Genomic DNA, 24,510 nt, shown 5'->3' on the forward strand with positions numbered 1-24,510 from the left:
GCTCAGCGCGCCGGCAATTCGAGCCGGCGGGTGATGCCGATATTCGAAAGAAATGTCTCGTCGTGGCTGACGACGAGCAGGGCGCCGTCATAGGCGAGCAGGCCCGCCTCCACGGATTCGATCGAGTCTATGTCGAGATGGTTTGTCGGCTCGTCCAGGACCAGCAGGCCGGGCGGTCTCGGGCCGCCGAAGACGCAGGCAAGGCCGGCCCGCAGGATCTGCCCGCCGCTGAGCGACGCCACCGGCCGCAGCGCCGCATCGGCACGGAACATGAAGCGCGCCAGGGCGGCGCGGCAGGCATTGTCGGTCGCATCCGGGTGGAGCCGCCGGAAATTGGCGAGAATCGAGACCGCGGGATCGAGCATGGTTACCTGCTGGTCGAGAAAGGCGAACCCCTCGATGATGCGAACGGTGCCGGAAAACGGCCTGAGCGCGCCTACCGCGAGGGCGAGAAGCGTGGTCTTGCCCGACCCGTTCGGCCCGGTGACGGCGATGCGTTCCGGCCCCGCGACCGCAAAATCGAGATCGCGGATCACCGGCCTTTCCGGCTCGTAGCCGCCCGTCACCGCCTCCATCGCGAGCACGGTGCGGCCCGCCGGCAGACCGCTTGCGGGAAGCGAGACCGAGAGCGGCTGCAGCACTTCCACCCGCTTGCGCGCGTTTTCCAGACGGTCGGATGCCTGCCGCTCCCTTCTCTCGGCAAGCCTTGCCATCGCGCCGCCGGTCGCCTCGCTGGTATCCTTCATCTTGCCGAGCAGGATGCGCGGCACTCCGCCGCTCGCCTTCCGGCGCCGCCCGGCGGAATCGCGGCGCGCCTTGCGCTCGGCGGCAAGCCGGCTCCGGCGCGCACCCTCGGCAACCAGCCTATCCGCGACGGCGAGATCGTGCCGCGCCGCCTCAAGCTCCACCGCCTTGCGTTCGACGTAGTGGCTCCAGTTGCCACCATGGACGGCCGCGCCCAGCGACGAGAGCTCGACGATCGCGTCCATGCATTCCAGAAGCTCGCGGTCGTGGCTGACGACGATCGCGCCGCAGCGCCAGGAGGACAGAAGGCGGACGACCGACTCGCGGCCCTCGCGGTCGAGATTGTTCGTCGGCTCGTCGAGCAGGAGAAAATCCGGCTGCGCGAAGACCAGGGCCGCAAGACGGGCGCGGGTCTGCTGGCCACCGGACAGCGCCGCCAGCGGCACGCCGGGCGAAATGTCGAGACCGACGCCGGAAAGCGCTTCCCCTACCCGGATTTCGAGCGTCCAGTCGGCATCGGCCATTTCGGCGGCGGTCGCCTCGCCGCGCTCGGCGCGGGCCAGCAATGCAAGGCCCTCGCGCGCGCCGAACAGGTCGGCGACGGTCTCGCCGGGCGAAGCGCTCACCGCCTGGCGCAGCAAGGCGATCGAACCGCCGGCCGCGACCGATCCGGTGCGGGGCGCGAGGTTTCCCGCGATGATGTTCAGAAGCGTCGTCTTGCCCGTTCCGTTGCGACCGACGAGGCCGGTGCGAACGGGACCGAAGGAAAGATCGATACCGGAAAGAACGGATGTTCCGTCAGGCGCGGACCAGGATATGTCGGACAGGATTATGGCGGCGGACATGATGCAGGATTTCCCCGTTGGCAAGGCAAGGCGGCATTGCAATCGGGTTGAAATCCATTTCGGCGCACATCCTGTCTGTTCCGGATCGACGGGGCGGAAACTAGCGCAGCCGGACCGGCCATTCAAGGCCGCGAACGGCGCAAGAAGCCCCGGAAGACCGGGGCTTCGCCTTCGAACGGGCGGTCAGGCGTACCAGTCGCCCATCTTAACCTCGGTGACGTCGCCGACCAGTTTCGCGAACTCGGCCGGGTCCTGCGTGCCGCCGTCGCGGCCGCGATAGTGATAGGGGTAGACGAATTTCGGCCGGAACTCCTGCACGGCGGACGCCGCCTGCGCGACATCCATGGTGAAGGGCAGGTTCATGCACAGGAACGCGAGGTCGATGTTCTCGAGCGCGCGCATCTCCGGGATGTCCTCGGTGTCGCCCGAAATGTAGATCCGGAAGCCCTCGAAGGAGAGGACATAGCCGTTGTCGCGGCCCTGCGGATGGAAGATCTTGCGTTCCTCGGTGGTGTTGTAGGCGGGAATCGCATCGATCGGAACGCCGTTGAAGGCCGTCGATTCGCCGTTGGCGATCGCCGAGGCCCTGGCCTTGAGCGCCTCGGGCAACATGCCATGAACGGCGGGATTGGCGATGATCACCGTGCCGTCGGCGACGAGGGCGGCGAGCGTGTCGGCATTGTAGTGGTCGCCGTGCTCGTGGGTGACGAGGATCAGGTCCGGGGCCGGATGACCGGCATAGGCGGAGGCCTCGCCGACCGGATCGACATAGATGGTGCCGGCCGGCGTCCCGAGCACGACCGAGGCGTGTGCTACCGGATGGACCGCGATGTCGCCGGCATCGGTCGAGAACATGTCGGCCTCGTGGCCCGCCGCACGCGCGGCAAAGGGAAGAATCGTGACCGTGCCGGCGGCGGCAGCCACAGTGCAGAAATGGCGTCGTGTCAGTTGCATGGCAGACCTCATATCGATGTTTCCCGCGGGAACACGGCCGAGCGCTCCGGCCGCACGTTGCGTGCAGTAGCTCAGGCTGCGGTGCAAAAGCGGCAATTCCGGGCGCACGGAGGGGAGCGGACGATCAACTGTCCGTGAAGACGGGCCGCCTACCGCGCCGACACGCCGCTGTGCACCGAATCCCGGCCGGCGGCATCCGGCCGTTCATCGGCGCCATCGCCGGCAATGCCGTAATAGGCGGCGATCTCCGCCTCGCTCAGGCCGAGATCCAGAAGGGCTTCCCATGCCCGGCGACGCAGCTGCAACAGCTCGTAGCGGACGTCTCGGGCATCAATCATGTCAAATTCGGGGTGCAACCGGGGAGCGTTGGGCATGATCTCCTCCATGGAAATTACGGCGATCGGGCATTGCCCCTCCGCCTACACCGCCGACATGCCAATTCGATGAAAAAACCGCGGCAGAAAGAAGGCGCGGCACGATTTCCCGATTTCGGGCCGCAATATCCTGCCGTGCCGGGAAACATGCCGCCCGCGCACGCCGATCGCTTGCAATCGACGCCGACAAGCTCTTTAACAGCGCCATTCCGCCATCTCCTAGCGAAGGGGAGTTCCCTGACATGCCGACGAGAGAAGAAGCCGTCGCCGCGCTGAAGCGGCACGCCGAAACGGAAGCCCCGAAAGACCTGCGCGCGGCATTCGCCGCCGATCCCGGCCGTTTCGCCAAGCACAGCGCGCAGCTGGAAGACATGCTGCTCGACTGGTCGAAATGCGGCGTCAACGAGACGACGCTCGACCTGCTGGAAAGGCTCGCCGAGGCCTGCGACGTCGCCGGACGGCGCGAGGCGATGTTCAGGGGCGAGAAGATCAACACGACCGAAGACCGCGCTGTGCTGCACACGGCACTTCGCAACCGCTCCAACACGCCCGTCATCGTCGACGGCGAGGACGTGATGCCGAAGGTTAACGCGGTGCTGGCGGCGATGGCCGATTTCTGCCACGCGATCCGCGGCGGAACGCTGACCGGCGCGACCGGCAAGCCGATCACCGACGTGGTCAATATCGGCATCGGCGGATCGGATCTCGGGCCGGCCATGGCGGTGCTGGCGCTGGCGCCCTACCACGACGGGCCGCGCTGCCATTTCGTCTCCAATGTCGACGGCGCGCACATCGCCGACACGCTGGCCGGGCTGGAGGCGGAGACGACGCTGTTCATCATCGCGTCGAAGACCTTCACCACGGTCGAGACCATGACCAACGCGCAGACGGCGCGCGCATGGCTGACGGAGCGGCTGGGCGAGGACGCGGTTGGCGCGCATTTCTGCGCCGTTTCGACCGCGCTCGACAAGGTGGACGCCTTCGGCATCCCCGAGGACCGCATCTTCGGCTTCTGGGACTGGGTCGGCGGACGCTACTCGCTGTGGGGCGCCATCGGCCTGCCGATCATGCTGGCTGTCGGCCCGGAGGATTTCGGGCGCCTGCTCGAGGGCGCGCATGCCATGGACATCCACTTCCGCAACGCCCCTGCGCGGCAGAACCTGCCGATGATGCTGGGGCTGATCGGCTACTGGCACCGGGCGATATGCGGTCACCCCTCGCGCGCGGTCATCCCCTACGACCAGCGACTGGTGCGGCTGCCGGCCTACCTGCAGCAGCTCGACATGGAATCGAACGGCAAGGGCGTGACGCTTTCCGGCGAGGCCGTCGCGGGCGTGTCCGGGCCGATCGTCTGGGGCGAGCCGGGCACCAACGGCCAGCACGCCTTCTTCCAGCTCCTGCACCAGGGCACCGACATCGTGCCGGTGGAATTCATGGTGGCGGCGAACGGCCACGAGGAGAAGCTGCGCCATCACCACGAACTGCTGCTCGCCAACTGCCTGGCGCAGTCCGAGGCGCTGATGAGGGGCCGCACATTCGAGGAGGCCAGGAACCAGCTTCTCGCCAAGGGACTGGGAGAGACGGAAGCGGCGGAACTGGCGCCGCACCGGGTATTCTCCGGCAACCGGCCCTCGATCACCCTGCTCTACGACCGGCTGGACCCGCACACGCTCGGCCGCATCATCGCGCTCTACGAACACCGGGTCTTCGTCGAGGCGCAGCTGTTCGGCATCAACGCCTTCGACCAGTGGGGCGTGGAACTGGGCAAGGAACTGGCGACCGCCCTGCTGCCGGTGGTCGAGACCGGGGAAGGCGCGGAGCGCCGCGACGGCTCCACCGCCGCGCTGGTCAACCATGCGCGCCGGCTGGCAAAGCGCTGAGACCGGTTACGGCACCTCCGGCGGGCCACTTGCGGCCCGTCCGCGCATGGCCTAACGCTGGCGCGAACGATCAGGGGAAACATCGATGACAAGCCGTACAGGGAAAAAGCTGCGCAGCCAGGAATGGTTCGACAATCCCGACGATCCGGGCATGACCGCACTCTACCTGGAGCGCTATCTCAATTACGGGCTGACGCGCGAGGAACTGCAGTCGGGCAAGCCGATCATCGGCATCGCGCAGACCGGCTCCGACCTCTCGCCGTGCAACCGCCACCACGTGGAACTGGCCAAGCGGGTGCGCGCGGGCATCATCGCCGCGGGCGGCATCCCGTTCGAGTTTCCCTGCCACCCGATCCAGGAGACGGGCAAGCGGCCGACCGCCTCGCTCGACCGCAACCTGGCCTACCTGTCGCTGGTCGAGGTGCTCTACGGCTACCCGATCGACGGCGTGGTGCTGACCATCGGCTGCGACAAGACCACGCCGGCGCTGCTGATGGCGGCGGCGACGGTGAACATCCCGGCCATCGCCCTGTCGGTCGGCCCGATGCTGAACGGCTGGCACCGGGGCGAGCGCACCGGCTCGGGCACGGTGGTGTGGAAATCGCGCGAAAGGCTGTCGGCGGGCGAGATCGACTACGACGAGTTCATGGAGATCGTCTCCTCCTCGGCGCCGTCGGTGGGCTACTGCAACACGATGGGCACGGCGACGACGATGAATTCGCTGGCCGAGGCACTGGGCATGCAGCTGCCGAGCGCGGCCGCGATCCCGGCCCCCTATCGCGAGCGCGGACAAATCTCCTACGAGACCGGAAGACGCATCGTGGAGATGGTGCACGAGGACCTGAAGCCCTCCGACATCATGACCCGCGAGGCCTTCGAGAACGCCATCGTGGTCAACTCGGCCATCGGCGGCTCGACCAACGCGCCGATCCACCTCAACGCGGTGGCACGGCATCTCGGCGTCAAGCTGGACAACGACGACTGGCAGGCCCTCGGCCACAAGATTCCGCTGCTGGTCAACCTGCAGCCGGCCGGCGAGTATCTCGGCGAGGACTTCTGCCGCGCCGGCGGCGTACCGGCGGTGGTGATGGAACTGATGAAGGCGGACCTGCTGCCGCACCCCGACGCGATCACCGCCAACGGAAAGTCCATCGGCGAGAACTGCCGCGACACGGAAAACCTGAACCCCGACGTGATCCGCGGCGCCGACGCGCCGCTGAAGGAACATGCCGGCTTCATCAACCTGAAGGGCAACCTGTTCGACTCCGCGATCATGAAGACCAGCGTGATCTCGGAGGAGTTCCGCGAGCGCTACCTCTCCAACCCGGACGACCCGGAGGCCTTCGAGGGCAAGGCCGCCGTGTTCGACGGGCCGGAAGACTACCACAGGCGCATCGACGACCCCGCCGAGGCGATCGACGAGAACACCATCCTGGTGATGCGCGGCGCCGGGCCGATCGGCTATCCGGGCGCGGCCGAAGTGGTCAACATGCAGCCGCCGGACTACCTGATCAGGAAGGGCGTGCATTCCCTGCCCTGCATCGGCGACGGCCGCCAGTCGGGCACGTCCGGGTCGCCGTCGATCCTCAACGCCTCGCCGGAAGCCGCCGCGATGGGCGGGCTGGCGCTGCTCAGGAACGGCGACCGCATCCGCATCGACCTGGCGAGAGGCGAAGCCAACATACTGGTGTCCGACGAGGAACTGGCGGCGCGACGCAGGGCGCTGGAGGAGGAAGGCGGCTACGCCTACCCCGCGCACCAGACGCCGTGGCAGGAAATCCAGCGCGGCATGGTCGACCAGCTTTCCGAAGGCATGGTGCTGAAACCGGCGGTCAAGTACCAGCACGTCGCGCAGACCAAGGGCCTGCCGCGCAACAATCACTGAACGAAAAGCCCTGCTCGCGCGGGGCTTCCTTCATCGAGAGGGGCCGGTCGGACGATCGCGCGCCGCCGGCTGGAACCGTCAGGCCGCCAGCGGGCGCGCGGAGGACAGCGAATTGCCATCCTCGTCGAAGAGGTGCAGCGCCTCCGACGCGGCAGACAGGTGGACGGTGGCCCCGCGCTCGATCTTCACGTCGCCGGGCAGCTTGGCGATCAGGGACTCCTCGTGGCCTTCCATCCGGACATAGAGGAGCGTCACCTCTCCGAGCGCCTCGACGATCTCCACCTCGCCGGATACCAGCGCCGAGGCCTTGTCCTTCGCGATGGCAAGGTCCTCCGGCCGGACGCCCAGGCTGACCTTCTGCCCCTTCAGTTTCGCGTCGCCGCCGACCGGAACCTCCGCCTTGCCGGCATTGGCTATATCGACCCTGATGGCGCTGCGGTTCGCCGACGTCACCTTCGCGTCGAGTATGTTCATGGCCGGCGAGCCGATGAACTGCGCGACGAACAGGTTGGCCGGGCGGTGATAGAGTTCCATCGGCGAGCCGACCTGCTCGATGTGGCCGGCACGCAGCACCACGATGCGGTCGGCCAGCGTCATCGCCTCGACCTGGTCGTGAGTGACGTAGATCATCGTCGTGTCGGGCATCGACTCGTTCAGCTTGGCGATCTCGATGCGCGTGGCCACGCGCAGGGCCGCATCGAGATTGGACAGCGGCTCGTCGAACAGGAACACCTTCGGGTCGCGACAGATCGAGCGACCGATGGCGACACGCTGGCGCTGGCCGCCGGACAGCGCCTTGGGCAGACGATCGAGATAGGGCGTGAGCTGCAATATCTCCGCCGCATTGCGGACCCGCCTGTCGATCTCCTCGCGGGGGAACTTGGCCAGCCGCAGCCCGAAGGCCATGTTGTCGTAGACCGTCATGTGCGGATAGAGCGCGTAGGTCTGGAACACCATGGCGATGCCGCGCTGCGACGGCGGCACGTCGTTGACGACCATGCCGTCGATCTCAAGCGTTCCGCCGGTAATCTGCTCGAGGCCGGCAATGCAGCGCAGCAGCGTGGACTTGCCGCAGCCCGAGGGCCCGACGAAGACGATGAACTCGCCCTTGGCTATGTGAAGGTTGATGCCGTGCAACACCTTCACATGGCCATAGGCCTTGTCGAGATTCGTCAGCTTCAGTTCCGCCATGGTGCTTCTTCCTCCCTCAGCTGCCGCGCCAGATCATTTCACACGGCCAATGAAACCGCCAAGCGCCTTCAAACGGACAACGCCGTCCTCCGCGACACCGTCCAGCCCGGCGGCCTCGACAGGTGCCGCATTCACGCCAGGTGCAAACTCGCAATCCTCGTGGCCTAGATTGAAGGCGCACAGAAGCGTCGTCTCGCCGTCGGTGCGCAGGAATGCCACGACGTCCTCCGGCGCATCCACGAAGCGAATGTCTCCCTTGGCCAAGACCGGATGGTCGCGCCGGAATTCCAGGAAGGCACGGTAAAACTCGTAGACGCTTTCCGGATTTCCCTGCTGGGTATCGACGGCCATCGCGCGATGGATGTCCGGCACCGGAAGCCAGGGCTTGCCGGTCGTGAAACCGCCATTGGGCAGGTTGGACGACCAGACCATCGGCGTGCGGCAGCCGTCCCGCCCCTTGTATTTCGGCCAGAAGCGGATGCCATAGGGATCCTGCAGGTCCTCATAGGCGATATCGGCCTCGGGCAGACCGAGTTCCTCGCCCTGATAGATGCAGACCGAGCCGCGCATGGTCAGGAGCATCGCCGCAACGAGCTTGAGGAACCGCTGGGGATCGCGCTCATGGGCGCCCCACCGCGTGGCGTGGCGCGGCACGTCGTGGTTGGAAAATGCCCAGCAGGACCACCCGTCCGCCGCCTCGCGCTCGAACCTCTCGATGATCGAGCGCACCCGGGACGCGTTGATGCGTACCGGCGCAAGAAAATCGAAGGAATAGCACATGTGGATGCGGTCGTTGCCCGCGGTGTACTCGGCCAGAAGCTGCAACCCGCGGTGCGCGTCGCCGATCTCGCCAACCGCCGCGGCGGCCGGGAACTCGTCCAGCACGGCACGGAACCGCTTCAGGAACTCGATGTTCTCCGGCTGGCTCTTGTCGTAGAGGTGATCCTGGTAGTTGTAGGGATTGACGTCCGGCGCGATCGCGTTGTTGCGATGCTCCGGCGGCAGGACCGGGTTGTCCTGCAGCGTCTTCGAGTGGAAATAGAAATTGATGGTGTCCAGACGGAAGCCGTCGACGCCCAGCTCCAGCCAGAAGCGGGTGATGTCGAGCAGTTCGTCCTGGACGTCCGGATTGTGAAAATTGAGATCCGGCTGGCTCGAAAGAAAATTGTGCAGATAGTACTGGCGGCGGTTCGTGTCCCATTCCCATGCCGAGCCGCCGAAGATCGACAGCCAGTTGTTGGGCGGCGTGCCATCCGGCTTGGGATCGGCCCAGACATACCAGTCGGCCTTTGGATTGTCCCGGCTGGAGCGGCTTTCGACGAACCAGGGATGCTGGTCCGACGTGTGGGAGATGACAAGATCGATCATCACCCGCAGGCCGAGGCGATGCGCATCCTCGACGAGAGCGCGGAAATCCTCCAGGCTGCCGAACATCGGATCGATGCCGCGATAATCCGACACGTCGTAGCCGAAATCCTTCATCGGCGAAGGGAAGAAGGGGGAAATCCAGATCGCATCCGCACCGAGATTGGCAATGTAAGGCAGGCGCTGGCGGATGCCCGCCAGATCGCCGATGCCGTCGCCGTTGGAATCCTGGAAGGAACGCGGATAGATCTGGTAGATCACCGCGCCGCGCCACCAATCGGGATCGGGCTGAACCAGAACCTCCGGTTGTTCAGCCACGGAAGCGAATACGCTCATATATCAGAACCTCACTTGACGGAGCCGGCCAACAGGCCGCGCACCAGATAGCGTTGCATTGCGAAAAACACGACGAGCGGAACGGCAATCGATACAAAAGCCGCCGTCGCGAGAATTTCCCAGTTTCCGCCACGCGTGCCCAACAACTCGACGATCTGGTTGGTCATGACCGTCGTGTCGCCCGTCGCGTCGATCAGGAACACCTTTGCGACCAGCAGGTCGTTCCAGGTCCACAGGAACTGGAAGATGGCGAAGGACGCGAGTGCCGGGAACGACAACGGCAGGACGATGCGCGTGAAAATCTGGAAATCCGTGGCGCCATCGACCTTTGCGCATTCGATGATGTCGCGCGGAAGGCCGACCATGTAGTTGCGCAGAAGGTAGATGGCCAGCGGCAGTCCGAAGCCCGTATGGGCAAGCCAGACGCCAAGATAGCCCTTGCCGATGCCGATGCCCAGATGCAGGCGCAGGAGCGGAATGAGGGCCAGCTGAAGCGGCACGACGAGCAAGGCGACGACCGCCGCGATCAGGAGCGCCCTGCCCGGGAACCGCATCCAGGCAAGCGCGTAGGCGGCGAAGGCGGCGATCACGATCGGGATCACCGTCGCCGGGATCGTCACGGTCAGCGTGGAGAAGAATGCCTTCGCCATGCTGTCGGTCGTCTGCGCGCCCGCGACGGTACCGGTGGAAAGACCGAACAGGTAGACCAGGGCGACGAGCAGCGCGATGCCGCCGACCCAGGGCGCCGCCGACGCGACCATGTCGGTGCGCTCTCTCACCAGGAGCCGGACAACCGCCCCGAAGGCCACGGCGGCGAGCATGAAGAGCAGCAGCCGCTGGACGACGTTCTTGCCAAGCACCTTGTCATAGTTCTCAAGGGTGAATTCCGGCGGGGTGGTCGCGGTCACGAAAACCCGCTCGCCTCGACGCCCGGAGAACTCCACGTCGTTCTCGAGCCGATAGTCGCCATTGGCCTGGACGGTCAGGCGCCCGTCGTCACCCATGTCGGCCGTCTCTCCGGGGGCATAGTCGGAAATCGCTCGCGACGATATCCCCCAGGCGGATATCTCCGACTCCGCGACACGGTCATTGTCCGAAAAGATGTTGCCCCGGATGACGAACAGGTCGCCCTCGCGGACCTGCGTGTCGGGCGCCGACGTGCGCAGCACGAGATTCTGCTCCTGCGGAAACAGCGCCTTCCACCAGCCACTGGCCGATATCTGGTCGGCGGTGCGGAAGGACGAAACGAACAGGCCGACTGTCGGGAACAGCCAGAGAAGAACCAGCGCGAGGACCGAAAGATGGACCGCCCAGGTGAGAGTCGGCTTGCTGCCTGCAATCGATGACATGACTTCGTCCCCCCTCAGCGCATTTCCTTACGCGCGTTGTAGACGTTCCAGACCAGGATCGGCAGAACGAGCAGCATGATCACGATCGCGCTCGCGGAGCCGACGCCCCAGTCATTGGCGCGAAACAGCTTGTCGTACATGTAGTTCGCCAGGACCTGCGTCTCCCACTGGCCGTTGGTCATCGCGAAGACGATGTCGAAGACCTTGAGAACGACCAGGGTGATGGTGGTCCAGACGACGACGATGGTGCCCATGATCTGCGGCACCTTGATCCGGAAGAAGATGTCGAAGGGATTGGCACCGTCGATGACGGCGGCCTCGATGGTCTCTTCCGGTATGCCGCGCAGCGCCGCCGACAGGATGACCATCGCGAAGCCGGTCTGGATCCAGACCAGGACAACCATGAGGAAGAAATTGTTCCAGAAGGGAATCGTCAGCCAGGTCTGCGGCTCGCCGTAGGGCAATGCCACGGTGAGAACCGGGAGAATCGATCTCGACGCCAGGAAACCGAGCCAGGCAGCACCCGCGGCGACGATCACGCGCACGAGCGCGGTCAGCCGGGACCCGCCGGAATGCGCCGTGTTCCGGCGCAGCAACGGCACGAGGGCGAGGTAAATCACGTAGAGCATGAGGACCGCGAATGCGGCCAGCAGGACCGCGGGCAGCAACCTCAGGACGACGAAGGACCAGACACCGCCGTCGAAAGCCAGCCACACGGCATTGAGAACGCCGATCTGCTCCTGTCCGGCGGGACGGGTGTCATAAACAAGCTTGAAGATCACCGAGGCGCCGACAAAGGAAATCGCCATCGGCATGAAGATCAGCGACTTGGCGATGCTGCCCCACTTGATGCGGTCGGTGAGCTGGGCCGCCATCAGGCCGAAGGCGGTCGACGCCGCCGGCACGACGATCAGCCAGAGCATGTTGTTGCGCATGGCCTCCCAGAACTTCGGCTCGCCAACCATCTGGCGATAGTTCTCGAGGCCGACGAACGCGCCCCCGAGATTGCGGTCGGTCAGTGACAGGCGCAAGGTCTCAATGACGGGATAGGCCAGGTACAGCCCGAGGGCGAAGATCGCGGGAAAAAGAAACAGCCAGGGCCGTACCATGTTGGCGCGGTTGATGTTGCGCCCGGCCTGCGGCCCCTTCGCCGGAAAGAGAAAACGGTCCAGGACGAAATTCGAGAAATAGAAGTAACCGACGCATCCACCGACGCCGATGATGATCGTTATCAAGCCTTGCAACGCCGGATGCATGGTTATCCCTCCCCCGATTGCGCGTCATCTGCGCGATCCGGGGCCGGAGCCCCGGATCGCAATGAAGCGTTGTCGACCGGTTACTTGAGCGATTCCCAGGACTTCTGGATCGCGTCGGCGACTTCCTCGGCCGACTTGCCGCCGGCATAATCCACCATTCCGGTCCAGAACGAGCCCGCACCGACGCCGCCCGGCATCAGGTCGGAACCGTCGAAACGGAAGGTCGTCGCCTGCAGCAGGATGTCGTTCATCTTGCGCAGGGTCGGATCGCTGAAGGCCTCCGGATTGACCGCCTTGTAGGGCGTCAGGAAGCCCTTGAGGCCCATCCAGATCTCGTGCGCCTCGGTGGTCTGCAGGAAGGCGATCAACTCATGCGCGGCATCGCTCTCGTTGGTGATCACCCAGGTCGTTCCGGCGCCGAGCACCGGCTTGCCGAGATCCTTGCCCTCATAGGCAGGGAAGTAGAAGAAGTCGGCGTCGTCGCCCATCATCGTGCCCTCGGGGAAGAAGGCCGGGATGAACGATGCCTGGCGGTGCATGTAGCACTGCGGCGGCGAGGTGAAGAGGCCCTTCGGCGAATCGCGGAAGTCCGTCGAGGCAACGGCGCCGGCGCCGCCGGCAACGAAATCGTCATTGCGCGCGAACCAGCCGAATTCCTCGATCGCGTTGATGACCACCGGATCGGTGAACTTCATCTCGTTGGTCACCCACCTGTCGTAGTCTTCAGGCGAGGCCGTGCGCAGCATCATCTCCTCGACCCAGTCGGTGGCCGGCCAGCCGGTGGCCGCACCCGATCCGAGACCGATGCACCACGGCGTGCCGCCATCGGCGACGATCTGCTCGGTGAGAGCCTTGAGCTCCTCCATCGTCTCCGGCACCTCGTAGCCGGCGTCCTCGAAGTTTTCCGGCACGAACCAGACAAGCGACTTCACGTCGATCTTGAACGGGAAGCCGTAGAGCGCGCTATCTCCGTCGGGACCGACATAGGTGCCGAGATTCACCCAGGACTCGCCCGCGGCATAGTTCTCACGAAGCCAGTCGGCGACATCCTCGCCGAGCGGCGCAAGGAAGCCCCGCTTCGCCATGTCGGAGGCGAGGCCCGGCTGCGGGAAGGCCGCGACATTCGGCGCCGAACCCGCTTCCAGGTCGACCACGATCTGCTGCTCGAAACTGTCGGACCCGACATAGCGCACGTCATGGCCGGACTTCTCGGCGAAAGCCTCGAGAACAGCTTCGACATAGGACTGGTCCGGACCGAGCCACGGGCCGAACACCGTCAGCTGTTCGGCGGACGCCGAGCCGGCGGCACTGGTCAGCAGGGCGGCGGCGAAGCCCGCCATGACTGTCTTCTTCATAGGAAATCCTCCCAGGATTGGTTCGAAGCGAGCCTGCCGACCCGCTCCGGGCACAGTAATTCATTCAAACGTCCAAAGCCAATCAAAGCGCTTTGGCTGTCGCAAATCTCCGCCGGAGGCGACCGAGAGTCAAGATGAAAATTTCACGCAGGACGGCCCAATGCGGCCGATTTTTGCATGCCAGGAGGCATTAGGGACTGGTCAGCGGGGCCATTGTCTGGCAATATTCAAAGCCCTTTGAACGCCTCTGGAGGAGGGGACGTCCGTTGAATCTAAAGGAACTGTCGGAAAAGCTCGGCCTGTCGCAGACAACGGTCAGCCGCGCCCTCAACGGATATCCCGAGGTCAGCGAGAAGACGCGCGAGCGCGTGCTGGAATTCGCGCGGATGATGAACTACCGGCCGAATTCCAACGCCCGGCGCCTGGCCATCGGCAGATCGAACACCATCGGCCATGTCGCGCCCCTTTCCGATCACGACATGATCAACCCGCACTTCACCGATTTCATCGCGGGTGCGGGCGAGGTCTACAACGAGCGCGGCTACGACATGCTGATCTCGGTCACCAATGACGGCGACGAGGAACAGGTGTACCGCAAGCTGGCACGCGATCGGCGGGTCGACGGCGTGATACTGCACGGCCCGAAGGCCGACGATTCGCGCATAGAACTGCTCAGGGAACTGAAACTGCCATTCGTCGTCCACGGGCGCATGGCCGGCCCTGCGGAAGGCTATTGCTGGGTCGACGTCAACAACCGCCGCGCGTTCCGCAAGGCGGCCGAATACCTGCTCAAGGCCGGTCACCGGCGCATCGGCCTGATCAACGGGCTGGAATACTTCGCCTTCGCGACGCGGCGGCGCGAGGGCCTGGAAAGCGCGCTGGCCGAATACGGAATCGCCCCGGATCCCGACATCATGTTTTCCGGCGAGATGATCGAGCCGAACGGCTTCGCGGCAATGACGCGGTTCCTGGCGCACCCGAACCCGCCGACCGCCGTGCTGTGCGCCAGCGTTCTGACCGCGATCGGCGCCATGCGCGCATTGCAGGCGCGCGGGTTGAGCGTCGGCCACGACGTCTCGCTCGTGGCCTATGACGACTGCCTGTCCTTCCTGCCCTCGACGGGCGAGGACCCCAGCATGACGGTGATGCGCTCGTCCATCCGCCTTGCCGGACGGCACTGCGCCAACATGCTGATCGACCAGATCGAGAAGAAGCCCGGCGAGCAGCATCTGCTGCTGGAGGCGGAATTCGTCGTCGGCGCCTCGACAGGGCCGGTTTCCCAGAAGGCGACCTCCTGAACGCGGCGCTGTGCGATTGCACACAGCGCCGCGGCCGCCCGAATGGCAACCTTCCACGCCAGCACATTTCCCGCGGCTGCAAACGGAAGGGACACATGCCGCTTGTTTTCGTCTTGTTTTCCGGACTGCTTCTCAAGCATTTTCTCGCCGACTTCGTTTTTCAGCCCAGATGGATGCTGGCCGGAAAGGGGCGGCTCTCCGCGCCTGGCGGCTATGTCCACGCGGCGGTCCATGCGCTGGGTAGCGGACTCGTGCTGGCGGCCTGCGGAATCGCGGGACCGGTGATCGCGGCGGTGGCGGTCGGCGAGTTCGCGGTCCACTACGGTATCGACTTCGCCAAGGACCGCATCGGCGAGCATTCCCGGGCCGAGCGCAGCCCCAGGCTCTACTGGCAATTGCACGGGCTGGACCAGCTGGCCCACCAGATCACCTATGTCGCCATCACCTACATGGCGACGGCATCGCTCGCCTAGATGCGCCCGTTCCGGTCGAGCAACTCGACGAACAGGGCGGAATGGTCGAGGCCGGCACCGTCGAGTTCATCGCAGAGACGGGCAAAGCGGGCGCGGATGTCGTTGCCCAGGGGCAATTCGAGGCCGAGACCGGCGGCCTCGGCGAGGATGTTGTCCATGTCCTTCAGGTGCAACACGGCACGGCCATGCGGAGCGAAATCGCCGGCGGCCATGCGCGCGCCGTGCAACTGCAGGACCTTGGAATCGGCCAGCCCCCCGGCAAGCGCGTCGCGGAAGGCGTCCATGTCACCACCGCCCTCGCGCATCAGCAGGGTGGCCTCGGCGACGGCGGCGATGGCCGCGCCAACGATCAGCTGGTTGGCGAGCTTGGCCAACTGGCCGGCGCCGACCGGACCGACCCGCGTCGGGCGGCCCATCGCGGAGAGGACGGGGCGCACCCGCTCGAACACTTCCGGATCGCAACCGGCCATGATGGCCAGCGTGCCATCCCCGGCGCCGGACGGCCCGCCCGAAACGGGCGCGTCGCAGAAGGCCACGCCGCCCTTCGCCAGTTCGGCGGCAAGCGCCCGCGCCTCCCCCGGCCGGGCGGAACTCATGTCCACGAACACCGTCCCTTCCGGCAGGACATCGGCGAGGTCATTCTCCGCAACCAGCGAGAGGACAGCCGGCCCGTCCGAAAGCATCGAAATGGCAATGTCGGCACCCTCAGCCGCCTCGCGTGGCGAGGCGCAGGCAACGACATTGCCTGCCTCGACCGCCCGCGCCCTTTCTGGCGTACGGTTCCATGCGCGCACGGCGTGGCCGGTGGCAGCGAGGCGCCGGATCATCGGCGCCCCCATGAGCCCGACACCGAAAAACGCGATCTGCCGGCTTGTTCCGTCCATGTCCATCTCCCTCGCCATCCGACCGCGAGGGGATGCCCGCGCGGGCAAAATGTCAACATCCGGGCGCGCTTGATTTCTCGCGCGATGCCGATAGGTTCCGCACCCGACGCCAACCGGGAGGACCGAGCCGATGAAACTTCTGCGATACGGGGCGCCGGGACACGAAAAGCCCGGACTGCTCGATTCGGATGGCAGAATCCGTGACCTCTCCGCCCACCTGCACGACATCGACGGGGCGGCACTGCACCCGGATTCGCTGGCCCGGCTGGCGGATATCGACCCGGCCACCCTGCCCGAGGTCGATGCCGGCACGCGGCTCGGCCCATGCGTCGGAAACATCGGCAAGATGATGTGCATCGGCCTCAACTATTCCGACCACGCGGCGGAATCGAACCTGCCGATCCCGGACCACCCGATCCTGTTCATGAAGGCAAATTCGGCGATCGTCGGACCGAACGACGACGTCGAACTGCCGCGCGATTCGAAGGCGACGGACTGGGAAGTCGAGCTCGGCGTCGTCATCGGGACACGGGCGAAATACGTGACGCGGGACAACGCGCTCGACCATGTCGCCGGCTACTGCATCGTCAACGACGTCTCCGAACGGGACTTCCAGACGAAGCTCACCGGCCAGTGGACCAAGGGCAAGTCATGCGACACGTTCGGACCGACGGGCCCCTGGGTGGTGACGAAGGACGAGGTTGCCGACCCGCAGGCGCTCGACCTTTGGCTCGACGTCAACGGCGTGCGCCGGCAGACCGGCAACACGTCCAAGATGATCTTCGACGTGGCGACGATCATCGAGCACCTTTCACGGCTGATGACGCTGCATCCCGGCGACGTGATTTCGACCGGAACGCCTCCCGGCGTCGGCATGGGCATCAAGCCGGAGCCCGTCTACCTCAAGGAAGGCGACGTGATGGAACTCGGCATCACCGGGCTGGGCACGCAGCGTCAGAGGGTCGTGCAGGGCTAACGCCCTGCCGTCACATGCCCTCGCGGAACGGCGACGCCCGGTAGACGCCGAGGATGCGGAAATCCTCGGAAAAGAACCCAAGTTCCTCGAAAGCCAGCCGAACGTTGCGATCCTCGGGGTGCCCCTCGATGTCCGCGTAGAACTGGGTGGCGAAAAACTTGCCGCCAAGCTGGTAACTCTCCAGCTTCGTCATGTTCACGCCATTGGTGGCGAATCCGCCCATCGCCTTGTAGAGCGCGGCCGGTATGTTGCGGACGCGGAAGACGAAGGTGGTCATGATCAGTTCGTCCGGCGAGACGCGATCGGGAACCTGCTTCTCCTTCGAGAGCACCACGAAGCGGGTGACGTTGTTCTCCTGATCCTCGACATCGCGGGCGATGATATCGAGGCCATACATCTCGGCGGCCAGTTCGGGCGCCAGCGCGGCCATCGTGCTGTCGCCAGTCTCCGCTACCAGCTTCGCGGCCCCCGCCGTGTCGCCGGCGACCATCGCCTTCCATCGGTGCTTGCGGATCACCTTGCGGCACTGGCCGAGCGCGTGGATGTGGCTGTGGACCGACCGGATCCGCTCCATGGAGACGCCGGGCAGGACCATCAGGTGAAAATGGATCGGCAGGAAATACTCGCCGACAATGTGCAGCCGCGACTCGGGCAGCAGGTGATGGATGTCGGCAACGCGTCCCGCAATCGTGTTCTCGATCGGGATCATGCCGAGCCGCGCCTTGCCGCTTTCCACCGCGTTGAAGGCATCCTCGAAGGTCGCGCAGGGAAGCGGCTCCATGTCCGGAAACATGTCGCGGCAGGCCGTGTCGGAATTGGCACCGGGTTCGCCCTGGAAGGCGATGAGATTCGAGGATTCCGTCATGTCGCTTGCTTTCCCTGGCCCAGGATCGCGCGGGCGCGTTCCAGATCGGGCTGCGTATCCACCCCGAGCGGCTCGGAGTCAATGATTGCCGCATGGATCTCCATGCCGGCCTCGAGGGCACGAAGCTGCTCCAGCCGCTCGCGCGTTTCCAGGACGGAGGGCGGCAGCGCAACGAAACGGTCGAGCGCCGCGCGGCGATAGGCGTAAAGGCCGACATGATGATAGAGCGGCCCCTCGCCCCAGGGCGCAGTGGCGCGGGTGAAATAGAGCGCGCGCAGGATCGACGGTCCACGCGGCGAGCCCACGATCTTGACCACGTTGGGGTTGGTTTTCTCCGCCTCGTCCACGATTTCCACCCCCAGCGTCGCAATGTCGCAGGCAGGGTCGGAAAGCGGCGACAGGGCGGCGCGAATGTCCGCCGGGTCGATGGTCGGCAGGTCGCCCTGCACATTGATGACCGCGTCATGCCGCCCCTCCGGATCAAGCGCGCCCAGCGCCTCGAATATGCGATCGGAGCCGGACGGGTGATCGGCCCGTGTCATCACGGCGGCGAAGCCGGCATCGCGCACGGCCTCGGCGACCCGGGCATCGTCGGTCGCCACCGCAACCGGGCCGCAGTCCGCCTCGCGGGCGCGCTCGGCAACGTGAACGATCATCGGCCTGCCGGCGATCTCGGCAAGCGGCTTGCCGGGAAGACGGGTCGAGGCCATTCGGGCGGGGACGAGAACGAGTGGGCGCATGACGGCAGGTATCGAAGTCCGATTGGAACGAAAATGGCAAAAAGTCTCAAAACCAACGCGCTTATATGTGTTGCATAAGCGGAGCAAAAGACCTAGTTTCCGCGCCAATCTGCGCCGCTGCGTCGCGCGCAACCATTCAGGAATCGGGATTTGGTCAAGCGATGAGTTCGTCGAATCTGAACACTTATGCCGGCACCCTCCTCGGCGGGGTCTTCATCATGATGACGGTCGGCATCCTCGGGGAAGCGATTTTTCACACGGAAACACCGGAACAGGCCGGATTCGCGATCGTCGTGGACGAGAGCGCAGGCAGCGACACCGGCGTGGCGGAAGCCCCGGAAGTCGAACTGATCGCCCCGCTGCTCGCAAGCGCCGATGTCGACAAGGGCGCGAGCGTGTTCAAGAAGTGCCAAGCCTGCCACACGACGGAAGAGGGCGGTGCCAACAAGGTCGGCCCGAACCTCTGGGACATCGTCAATCGCCCGGTCGCCGCGCATGAGGGCTTCAAGTATTCCGGCGCGATGACCGAGTTCGCCGCCAACGGCGCGGTTTGGGATTACGAGCACCTGAACGAATTCATCAAGAAGCCGAAAAACCTGGTGCCGGGAACGGCAATGGGCTTTGCCGGCCTCTCCAAGATCGACGACCGGGCCAACCTGATCGCCTATCTGCGCACCATGTCGGCCAACCCGGCTCCGCTGCCCGACCCGAACGCGGCACCGGCGGACGAAGCGGCCAGCGCGGAAGGCGCAGCCGAGTAACAGCCTCGCGGCGAACGGAACGGATCGAAGCCGGGCACTGTCCCGGCTTCTTTTTTGCCTTTGTTTTCCCGCATTAGCCTTTAAATTCGTGACAAGCCCACTCGGCAGGGAGAGCATGGCGTGCGGATCAGAACTGTCTTCTTGGTCATTGGCATGGTGGTGGGGTCGCTCCAGGCGACAACGGCACAGGAAGCGGAGTGGCGTCACGCCACCAGCCTGATCGGAGAGCCGAAATACCCGCCGGACTTCCGGCATTTCGACTATGTCAATCCGGACGCGCCCAAGGGCGGAGAATTGCGTCTCTCGGAAACGGGCAGCTTCGACTCGCTCAATCCGATCCTGCCCAAGGGCGAAGTGGCCACCGGCATCGTCGGCTTCGTCTACGAGACGCTGATGACGAGCTCCGAGGACGAGGTGTCCACCGAATACGGCCTTCTCGCCGAGGCTCTGGCCTTTCCCGACGACTACTCCGAAGTGACCTACCGCCTGCGCGAGAACGCGCGCTGGCACGACGGCGAGCCGGTGACGGCCGACGACGTGGTGTGGTCCTTCGACAAGCTGGTCGAGATCAACCCGCAACAGCGTTTCTACTACCAGCACGTGACCGGCGCCGAGGCGCTCGACGAGCGCACGGTGCGATTCACCTTCGACGAGGCGGGGAACAAGGAACTGCCGCACATCGTCGGCCAGCTCCCGGTGCTGCCCCGACACTGGTGGGAGGGAACCGACGCGGACGGGAATCCGCGCGACATCGCCGAGACGACGGTGGAACCGCCGCCAGGATCCGGTCCCTACCGCATAGCGACGTTCAGCCCCGGCTCGACGGTCACATTCGAGCGTGTCGAAGACTACTGGGGCCGCGACCTGCCGGTGAATGTCGGATCTCACAATTTCGACCGGATCACCTACACCTACTATCGCGACCTCAATGTCGAGTTCCAGGCCTTCAAGGCGGGCGAGTTCGATTTCTGGCTGGAAAACGAGGCCAAGCGCTGGGCAACGGCCTACGACTTTCCCGCCGTGCAGGAAGGCAAGATCAGGCGCGAGAAGCTGGAAAACCCCTATCGCAGCGCCGGCATCCTCGTCGGCTTCGTGCCCAACCTGCGCCGGCCGCTGTTCCAGGACTATCGCGTGCGCCGCGCACTCAACCTGGTTTTCGACTTCGAGACGCTGAACCAGACCATCTTCTACAACGAGTACGAGCGCGTGGATTCCTTCTTCTACGGCATCCCGCTACGCTGGGAAGGCCTGCCACAGGGCCGCGAACTGGAAATCCTGGAAACCGTGCGCGACCTCGTGCCCGAGCGGGTATTCACCGAGGAATACCGGAACCCGGTCAATGGCGGAGGACGGGCACACCGCCAGAACATGCGCGAGGCATTGCAGCTGCTGCAGGAAGCCGGCTTCGAGCAGCGCAACGGCATGATGGTCAACAAGACGACCGGCGAGCCGTTCTCCTTCGAGTTGCTGCTCAACGGGCCGACGATCGAGCGGGTTGCCCTGCCCTTCGCCGAGGACCTGCGCAAGCTCGGCATCGACATGCGGGTGCGATCGGTGGAGCCGTCGCAATATGTGAACCGGGTCCGAAGCCGCGATTTCGACATGATCTATACCGGCTGGGCGCAGTCGCTGTCGCCCGGCAACGAGCAGTTCGATTTCTTCGGCTCGGAGGCCGCCGACCGCGAGGCGTCCCGCAACTATGCCGGCATCAAGGACCCGGCCGTCGATGCCCTGATCAGGCGGGTGGTCTTCGCGACCGACCGCGAGGAACTGGTGGCGGCAACAAGGGCGCTCGACCGGGTGCTGATGGCCAACCAGTACGTCATCCCGTCCTACACGTCGCGCAACGCGCGCATCGCCTACTGGGACAAGTTCGGCCGACCGGAACCGCTGCCGGAGTACTCGATCGGCTTCCCGACCGTATGGTGGTACGACGCTGACAAGGCCGCGAGGTTGCAATGAGGCCGGACCGCAGGCGCTTCCTGATCCTTTCCGGCGGCCTGACCGTCAGCGCCGCCTTCCCCGCCCTTCCGCGAGCGGAGAACCCGAGCGGGATCGAACTTCACGGGCTGTCGGCCTTCGGCGACCTGAAATACCCGCGCGGCTTTTCCCATTTCGACTACGCCTCGCCCGAGGCGCCGGATGGCGGGACATTCAACTTCCAGCCGGGATACTGGTACTTCAACCAGAACGTCCAGACCTTCAACACGCTGAACAGCTTCGTGCGCCGGGGCGACGCGCCGCCGCGCATGGAATACTGCTTCGACGCGCTGACTGTTTCGGCCTGGGACGAACCGGACGCCGTCTACTGCCACCTCGCCGAGAGCGTTACGATCTCCGACGACCGGAACCGCTTCACATTCAGGCTGCGCCCGGAAGCGCGCTGGCACGACGGATCGCCCGTCACCGCGCATGACGTCGCCTTCAGCTACGAAACACTGAAGGCACAAGGCAATCCCGAATTGTCCCTGCCGCTCTCGGTGCTCAAGGAGGCGGTCGCCGAGGACGAGGAGACCGTGACGCTGGTCTTCGACGGAACGCAATCGGCACAGGCCATCCTGGCGATCGCCGGTTATCCCGTCCTGAACGAGAGATGGTACGCCAACCGGCCCTTCGATGCCGCGACGCTGGAGCCGCCCCTCGGCTCGGGGCCCTACCGGGTCGGGAAATTCTCGGCCGGAAGCTACATCGAATACGAGCGCGTCGACGACTACTGGGCGAAAGACCTGGGCACCGCACGGGGGCTGGACCATTTCCGCACCATCCGCATCGAGTTCTACAAGGAACGCCAGGCGGCATTCGAAGCATTCAAGAAGGGCGCGATCACCTGGCGCCAGGAATTCACATCGAAGAGCTGGGCGACGGAATACGGGTTCCCGGCAGTCCAGGACGGCCGGGTGGTGCAACGGCTTTTCCCGCGGGAAACGCGGCCGAGCATGCAGGCCCTGGCGCCGAACCAGCGCCGCGCGCAGTTCCGCGACAGGCGCGTCCGCGACGCGATCGCGCTGTGTTTCGACTTCGACTGGACCAACAAGAACCTGTTCCACGGCGCATACGAGAAGAGCCACTCGCTGTTCGCGGGATCGGACTACGAAACCTCCGGCCCGCCGGATACCGACGAGCTGGCGCTGATCGGGAAACTGTCGGCCGAACACGCCATTCCCGAAGGCATCGAGGGCGACGCCTATCGCGAGCCGCCGAGCGACGGATCGGGCCGCGACCGCAGACGGTTGCGCGCTGCCATCGGGCTGCTCGACGCGGCCGGGTGGAAGAATGACGGCGGCGTGCTGCGCAACTCCGACGGCGAAACGCTCGACGCGGAGATACTGATCCGGTCGAGCGTGTTCGAGCGCATCTACAATCCCTGGGTGGAGACGATGCGCGCGCTGGGGATCAATGCCTCGCTCCGACTCGTCGACCCGGCACAGTTCCAAGAACGTACCAACAGTTTCGACTTCGACATCGCCGGCTTCGCGCTGTCATGGACCGCGACGCCGACAAGGTCCGGACTGGAAGGCGTGCTCGGCAGCAAGGCGGCGCAGGAGGAAGGTTCGAAAAACTGGACCGGAACGGCCGACCCGCTGATCGACGCCATCATCGCCGAGGTCGGCGCGGCGCGGACGCGCGCGGAACACCGCACCGCGATGCGCGTTCTCGACCGGGTCTTGCGCCTGAGGCGAGACTGGATTCCAAATTGGACATCGGCGAATCACCGTGTCGCCTACTGGGACATGTACGGCTTCAAGGAACCGAAGCCCGATTACTTCTGGCCGGTGGAGCGACTGTGGTGGACCGACCGGGCAAAAGCTGAGGCGCTTGGAAAGGCTTGACGTGAAAGTGACACACCGCGGGGGAGCCGCCTGATGGGGGCATACATCCTGCGAAGACTGCTGCTGATGATCCCGACCATCCTCGGGATCATGGCGATTTCCTTCACCGTCATCCAGTTCGCCCCCGGCGGACCGGTGGAACAGGTGATCGCGCAGCTGACCGGACAGGGCGGCGACGCAACCGACCGGATTACCGGCGGCAGCGGCGACTTCGGCGCCCAGGAGGAGTTCGGCTCGGACCTCGCCAGCGGCAACGAGATCTCCTCTAAGTATCGCGGCGCGCAGGGACTCGACCCGAAGTTCATCGCCGAGCTGGAAAAGCAGTTCGGCTTCGACAAGCCGCCGCTGGAACGCTTCGGCCTGATGCTGTGGGACTATCTGCGCTTCGATTTCGGCGAAAGCTTCTTCCGTCACATCTCGGTGATCGACCTGATCAAGGAAAAAATGCCGGTCTCGATCTCGCTGGGACTGTGGATCACGCTGATCTCCTACGGCATTTCCATCCCGCTCGGCATACGAAAGGCCGTCCGCGACGGCTCCGCCTTCGACGTGTGGACAAGCGGCGTGATCATCGTCGCCTATGCGATTCCCGGCTTCCTGTTCGCGATCATGCTGATCGTGCTGTTCGCGGGCGGATCGTTCCTCGACTGGTTCCCCCTCAGGGGCCTGACGTCGGACAACTGGTCGGAACTGTCCTGGCCAATGCGCATCGTCGACTATTTCTGGCACCTTGCGCTTCCGCTGACTGCCATGGTGCTGTCGGCATTCGCCACGTCTACACTGCTGACCAAGAACTCGTTTCTCGACGAGATCCGCAAGCAATATGTCGTCACTGCCCGCGCGAAGGGGCTGAACGAGCGACAGGTCCTCTACGGCCACGTGTTCCGCAACGCCATGCTCATCATCATCGCCGGTTTTCCCGGCGCGTTCATATCCTCCTTCTTTACAGGCTCGCTGCTGATCGAGACCATCTTCTCGCTCGACGGGCTTGGCCTGCTCGGCTTCCAGTCGGTCATCAACCGGGACTACCCCGTCGTCTTCGCGACGCTCTACATATTCTCGCTGATGGGATTGCTGGTCGGACTGCTGTCGGACCTGATCTACACTTGGGTCGATCCGCGCATCGACTTCGAGCGCAGGGACGTGTGA

General features: G+C 65.0%; 20 protein-coding genes. 9 read left to right on the plus strand and 11 right to left on the minus strand.

Annotated features, from left to right (window positions below; genetic code table 11):
• Positions 1-2: 2 nt before the first annotated feature.
• The 3 genes from HTY61_RS13730 to HTY61_RS13740 form a co-directional block, all read right to left on the minus strand.
• A complete protein-coding gene (locus tag HTY61_RS13730) occupies positions 3-1,589 on the minus strand; it encodes an ABC-F family ATP-binding cassette domain-containing protein (protein ID WP_175277333.1) in 1,587 nt (528 codons plus the stop codon).
• Positions 1,590-1,772: 183 nt separating this feature from the next.
• Entirely contained in the window at positions 1,773-2,543 is a 771-nt protein-coding gene (locus HTY61_RS13735; RefSeq protein ID WP_175277334.1) for an MBL fold metallo-hydrolase, read from the minus strand.
• Positions 2,544-2,692: 149 nt separating this feature from the next.
• On the minus strand, positions 2,693-2,881 hold the full coding sequence (locus HTY61_RS13740) for a hypothetical protein (protein ID WP_175277335.1): 189 nt from the start codon (positions 2,879-2,881) through the stop codon (positions 2,693-2,695).
• A gap of 278 nt (positions 2,882-3,159) precedes the next feature.
• Between HTY61_RS13740 and pgi the strand changes: the two genes are divergently transcribed.
• Together pgi and HTY61_RS13750 are read left to right on the plus strand one after the other, a co-directional pair.
• Complete coding sequence (gene pgi, locus HTY61_RS13745; protein WP_175277336.1) at positions 3,160-4,797, plus strand: glucose-6-phosphate isomerase; 1,638 nt, start codon at positions 3,160-3,162, stop codon at positions 4,795-4,797.
• An 85-nt stretch (positions 4,798-4,882) separates the two neighbouring features.
• Entirely contained in the window at positions 4,883-6,682 is a 1,800-nt protein-coding gene (locus tag HTY61_RS13750) for an IlvD/Edd family dehydratase (RefSeq protein WP_175277337.1), read from the plus strand.
• A 78-nt stretch (positions 6,683-6,760) separates the two neighbouring features.
• Here HTY61_RS13750 and HTY61_RS13755 read toward each other — a convergent pair whose 3' ends face one another.
• The 5 genes from HTY61_RS13755 to HTY61_RS13775 all read right to left on the minus strand — a co-directional run bounded on the left by HTY61_RS13755 (position 6,761) and on the right by HTY61_RS13775 (position 13,534).
• The gene (locus HTY61_RS13755; RefSeq protein WP_175277338.1) at positions 6,761-7,873 is read right to left on the minus strand and encodes an ABC transporter ATP-binding protein; all 1,113 of its coding nucleotides are present in this window, start codon (positions 7,871-7,873) and stop codon (positions 6,761-6,763) included.
• Positions 7,874-7,906: 33 nt separating this feature from the next.
• Positions 7,907-9,574, minus strand: a complete 1,668-nt coding sequence (gene bglA, locus HTY61_RS13760) for a beta-galactosidase BglA (protein WP_175277339.1) — start codon at positions 9,572-9,574, stop codon at positions 7,907-7,909.
• An 11-nt stretch (positions 9,575-9,585) separates the two neighbouring features.
• The gene (locus HTY61_RS19530; protein ID WP_246272806.1) at positions 9,586-10,923 is read right to left on the minus strand and encodes a carbohydrate ABC transporter permease; all 1,338 of its coding nucleotides are present in this window, start codon (positions 10,921-10,923) and stop codon (positions 9,586-9,588) included.
• Between the two features lie 14 nt (positions 10,924-10,937).
• A complete protein-coding gene (locus HTY61_RS13770; protein ID WP_175277340.1) occupies positions 10,938-12,179 on the minus strand; it encodes a carbohydrate ABC transporter permease in 1,242 nt (413 codons plus the stop codon).
• 80 nt (positions 12,180-12,259) lie between these two features.
• Positions 12,260-13,534 (minus strand): ABC transporter substrate-binding protein, encoded by a 1,275-nt coding sequence (locus HTY61_RS13775; protein ID WP_175277341.1) that lies wholly within the window; start codon positions 13,532-13,534, stop codon positions 12,260-12,262.
• Positions 13,535-13,800: 266 nt separating this feature from the next.
• Between HTY61_RS13775 and HTY61_RS13780 the strand changes: the two genes are divergently transcribed.
• Together HTY61_RS13780 and HTY61_RS13785 are read left to right on the plus strand one after the other, a co-directional pair.
• Positions 13,801-14,832: a LacI family DNA-binding transcriptional regulator gene (locus HTY61_RS13780; protein WP_175277342.1), complete on the plus strand. Its 1,032-nt coding sequence runs from the start codon at positions 13,801-13,803 to the stop codon at positions 14,830-14,832.
• Between the two features lie 95 nt (positions 14,833-14,927).
• Positions 14,928-15,305, plus strand: coding sequence for a DUF3307 domain-containing protein (locus tag HTY61_RS13785; protein ID WP_175277343.1), 378 nt, complete (start codon positions 14,928-14,930; stop codon positions 15,303-15,305).
• On the opposite strand, the gene HTY61_RS13790 is transcribed toward HTY61_RS13785, so the two are convergent.
• Positions 15,302-16,189, minus strand: a complete 888-nt coding sequence (locus HTY61_RS13790) for an NAD(P)-dependent oxidoreductase (protein WP_175277344.1) — start codon at positions 16,187-16,189, stop codon at positions 15,302-15,304. The two genes, HTY61_RS13785 and HTY61_RS13790, sit on opposite strands and share 4 nt — an antisense overlap.
• Positions 16,190-16,319: 130 nt before the next feature.
• Here HTY61_RS13790 and HTY61_RS13795 point away from each other — a divergent pair, with 130 nt between their 5' ends.
• Positions 16,320-17,165: a fumarylacetoacetate hydrolase family protein gene (locus HTY61_RS13795; protein WP_175277345.1), complete on the plus strand. Its 846-nt coding sequence runs from the start codon at positions 16,320-16,322 to the stop codon at positions 17,163-17,165.
• A 10-nt stretch (positions 17,166-17,175) separates the two neighbouring features.
• Here HTY61_RS13795 and HTY61_RS13800 read toward each other — a convergent pair whose 3' ends face one another.
• Entirely contained in the window at positions 17,176-18,030 is an 855-nt protein-coding gene (locus HTY61_RS13800; RefSeq protein ID WP_175277346.1) for a prephenate dehydratase, read from the minus strand.
• Complete coding sequence (locus HTY61_RS13805; RefSeq protein ID WP_175277347.1) at positions 18,027-18,770, minus strand: 3-deoxy-manno-octulosonate cytidylyltransferase; 744 nt, start codon at positions 18,768-18,770, stop codon at positions 18,027-18,029. The genes HTY61_RS13800 and HTY61_RS13805 overlap by 4 nt, the downstream gene beginning before the upstream one ends.
• Before the next feature lie 161 nt (positions 18,771-18,931).
• On the opposite strand from HTY61_RS13805, the gene HTY61_RS13810 reads away from it, so the two are divergent.
• The 4 genes from HTY61_RS13810 to HTY61_RS13825 all read left to right on the plus strand — a co-directional run bounded on the left by HTY61_RS13810 (position 18,932) and on the right by HTY61_RS13825 (position 24,510).
• Positions 18,932-19,531, plus strand: coding sequence for a c-type cytochrome (locus HTY61_RS13810; protein ID WP_175277348.1), 600 nt, complete (start codon positions 18,932-18,934; stop codon positions 19,529-19,531).
• A 120-nt stretch (positions 19,532-19,651) separates the two neighbouring features.
• Entirely contained in the window at positions 19,652-21,493 is a 1,842-nt protein-coding gene (locus tag HTY61_RS13815) for an extracellular solute-binding protein (protein WP_246272807.1), read from the plus strand.
• Positions 21,490-23,361, plus strand: coding sequence for an extracellular solute-binding protein (locus HTY61_RS13820; RefSeq protein ID WP_175277349.1), 1,872 nt, complete (start codon positions 21,490-21,492; stop codon positions 23,359-23,361). The genes HTY61_RS13815 and HTY61_RS13820 overlap by 4 nt, the downstream gene beginning before the upstream one ends.
• A 33-nt stretch (positions 23,362-23,394) precedes the next feature.
• Complete coding sequence (locus HTY61_RS13825) at positions 23,395-24,510, plus strand: microcin C ABC transporter permease YejB (RefSeq protein ID WP_175277350.1); 1,116 nt, start codon at positions 23,395-23,397, stop codon at positions 24,508-24,510.

The organism is Oricola thermophila, from assembly GCF_013358405.1.
GTDB classification, from domain to species: Bacteria; Pseudomonadota; Alphaproteobacteria; order Rhizobiales; family Rhizobiaceae; genus Oricola; species Oricola thermophila.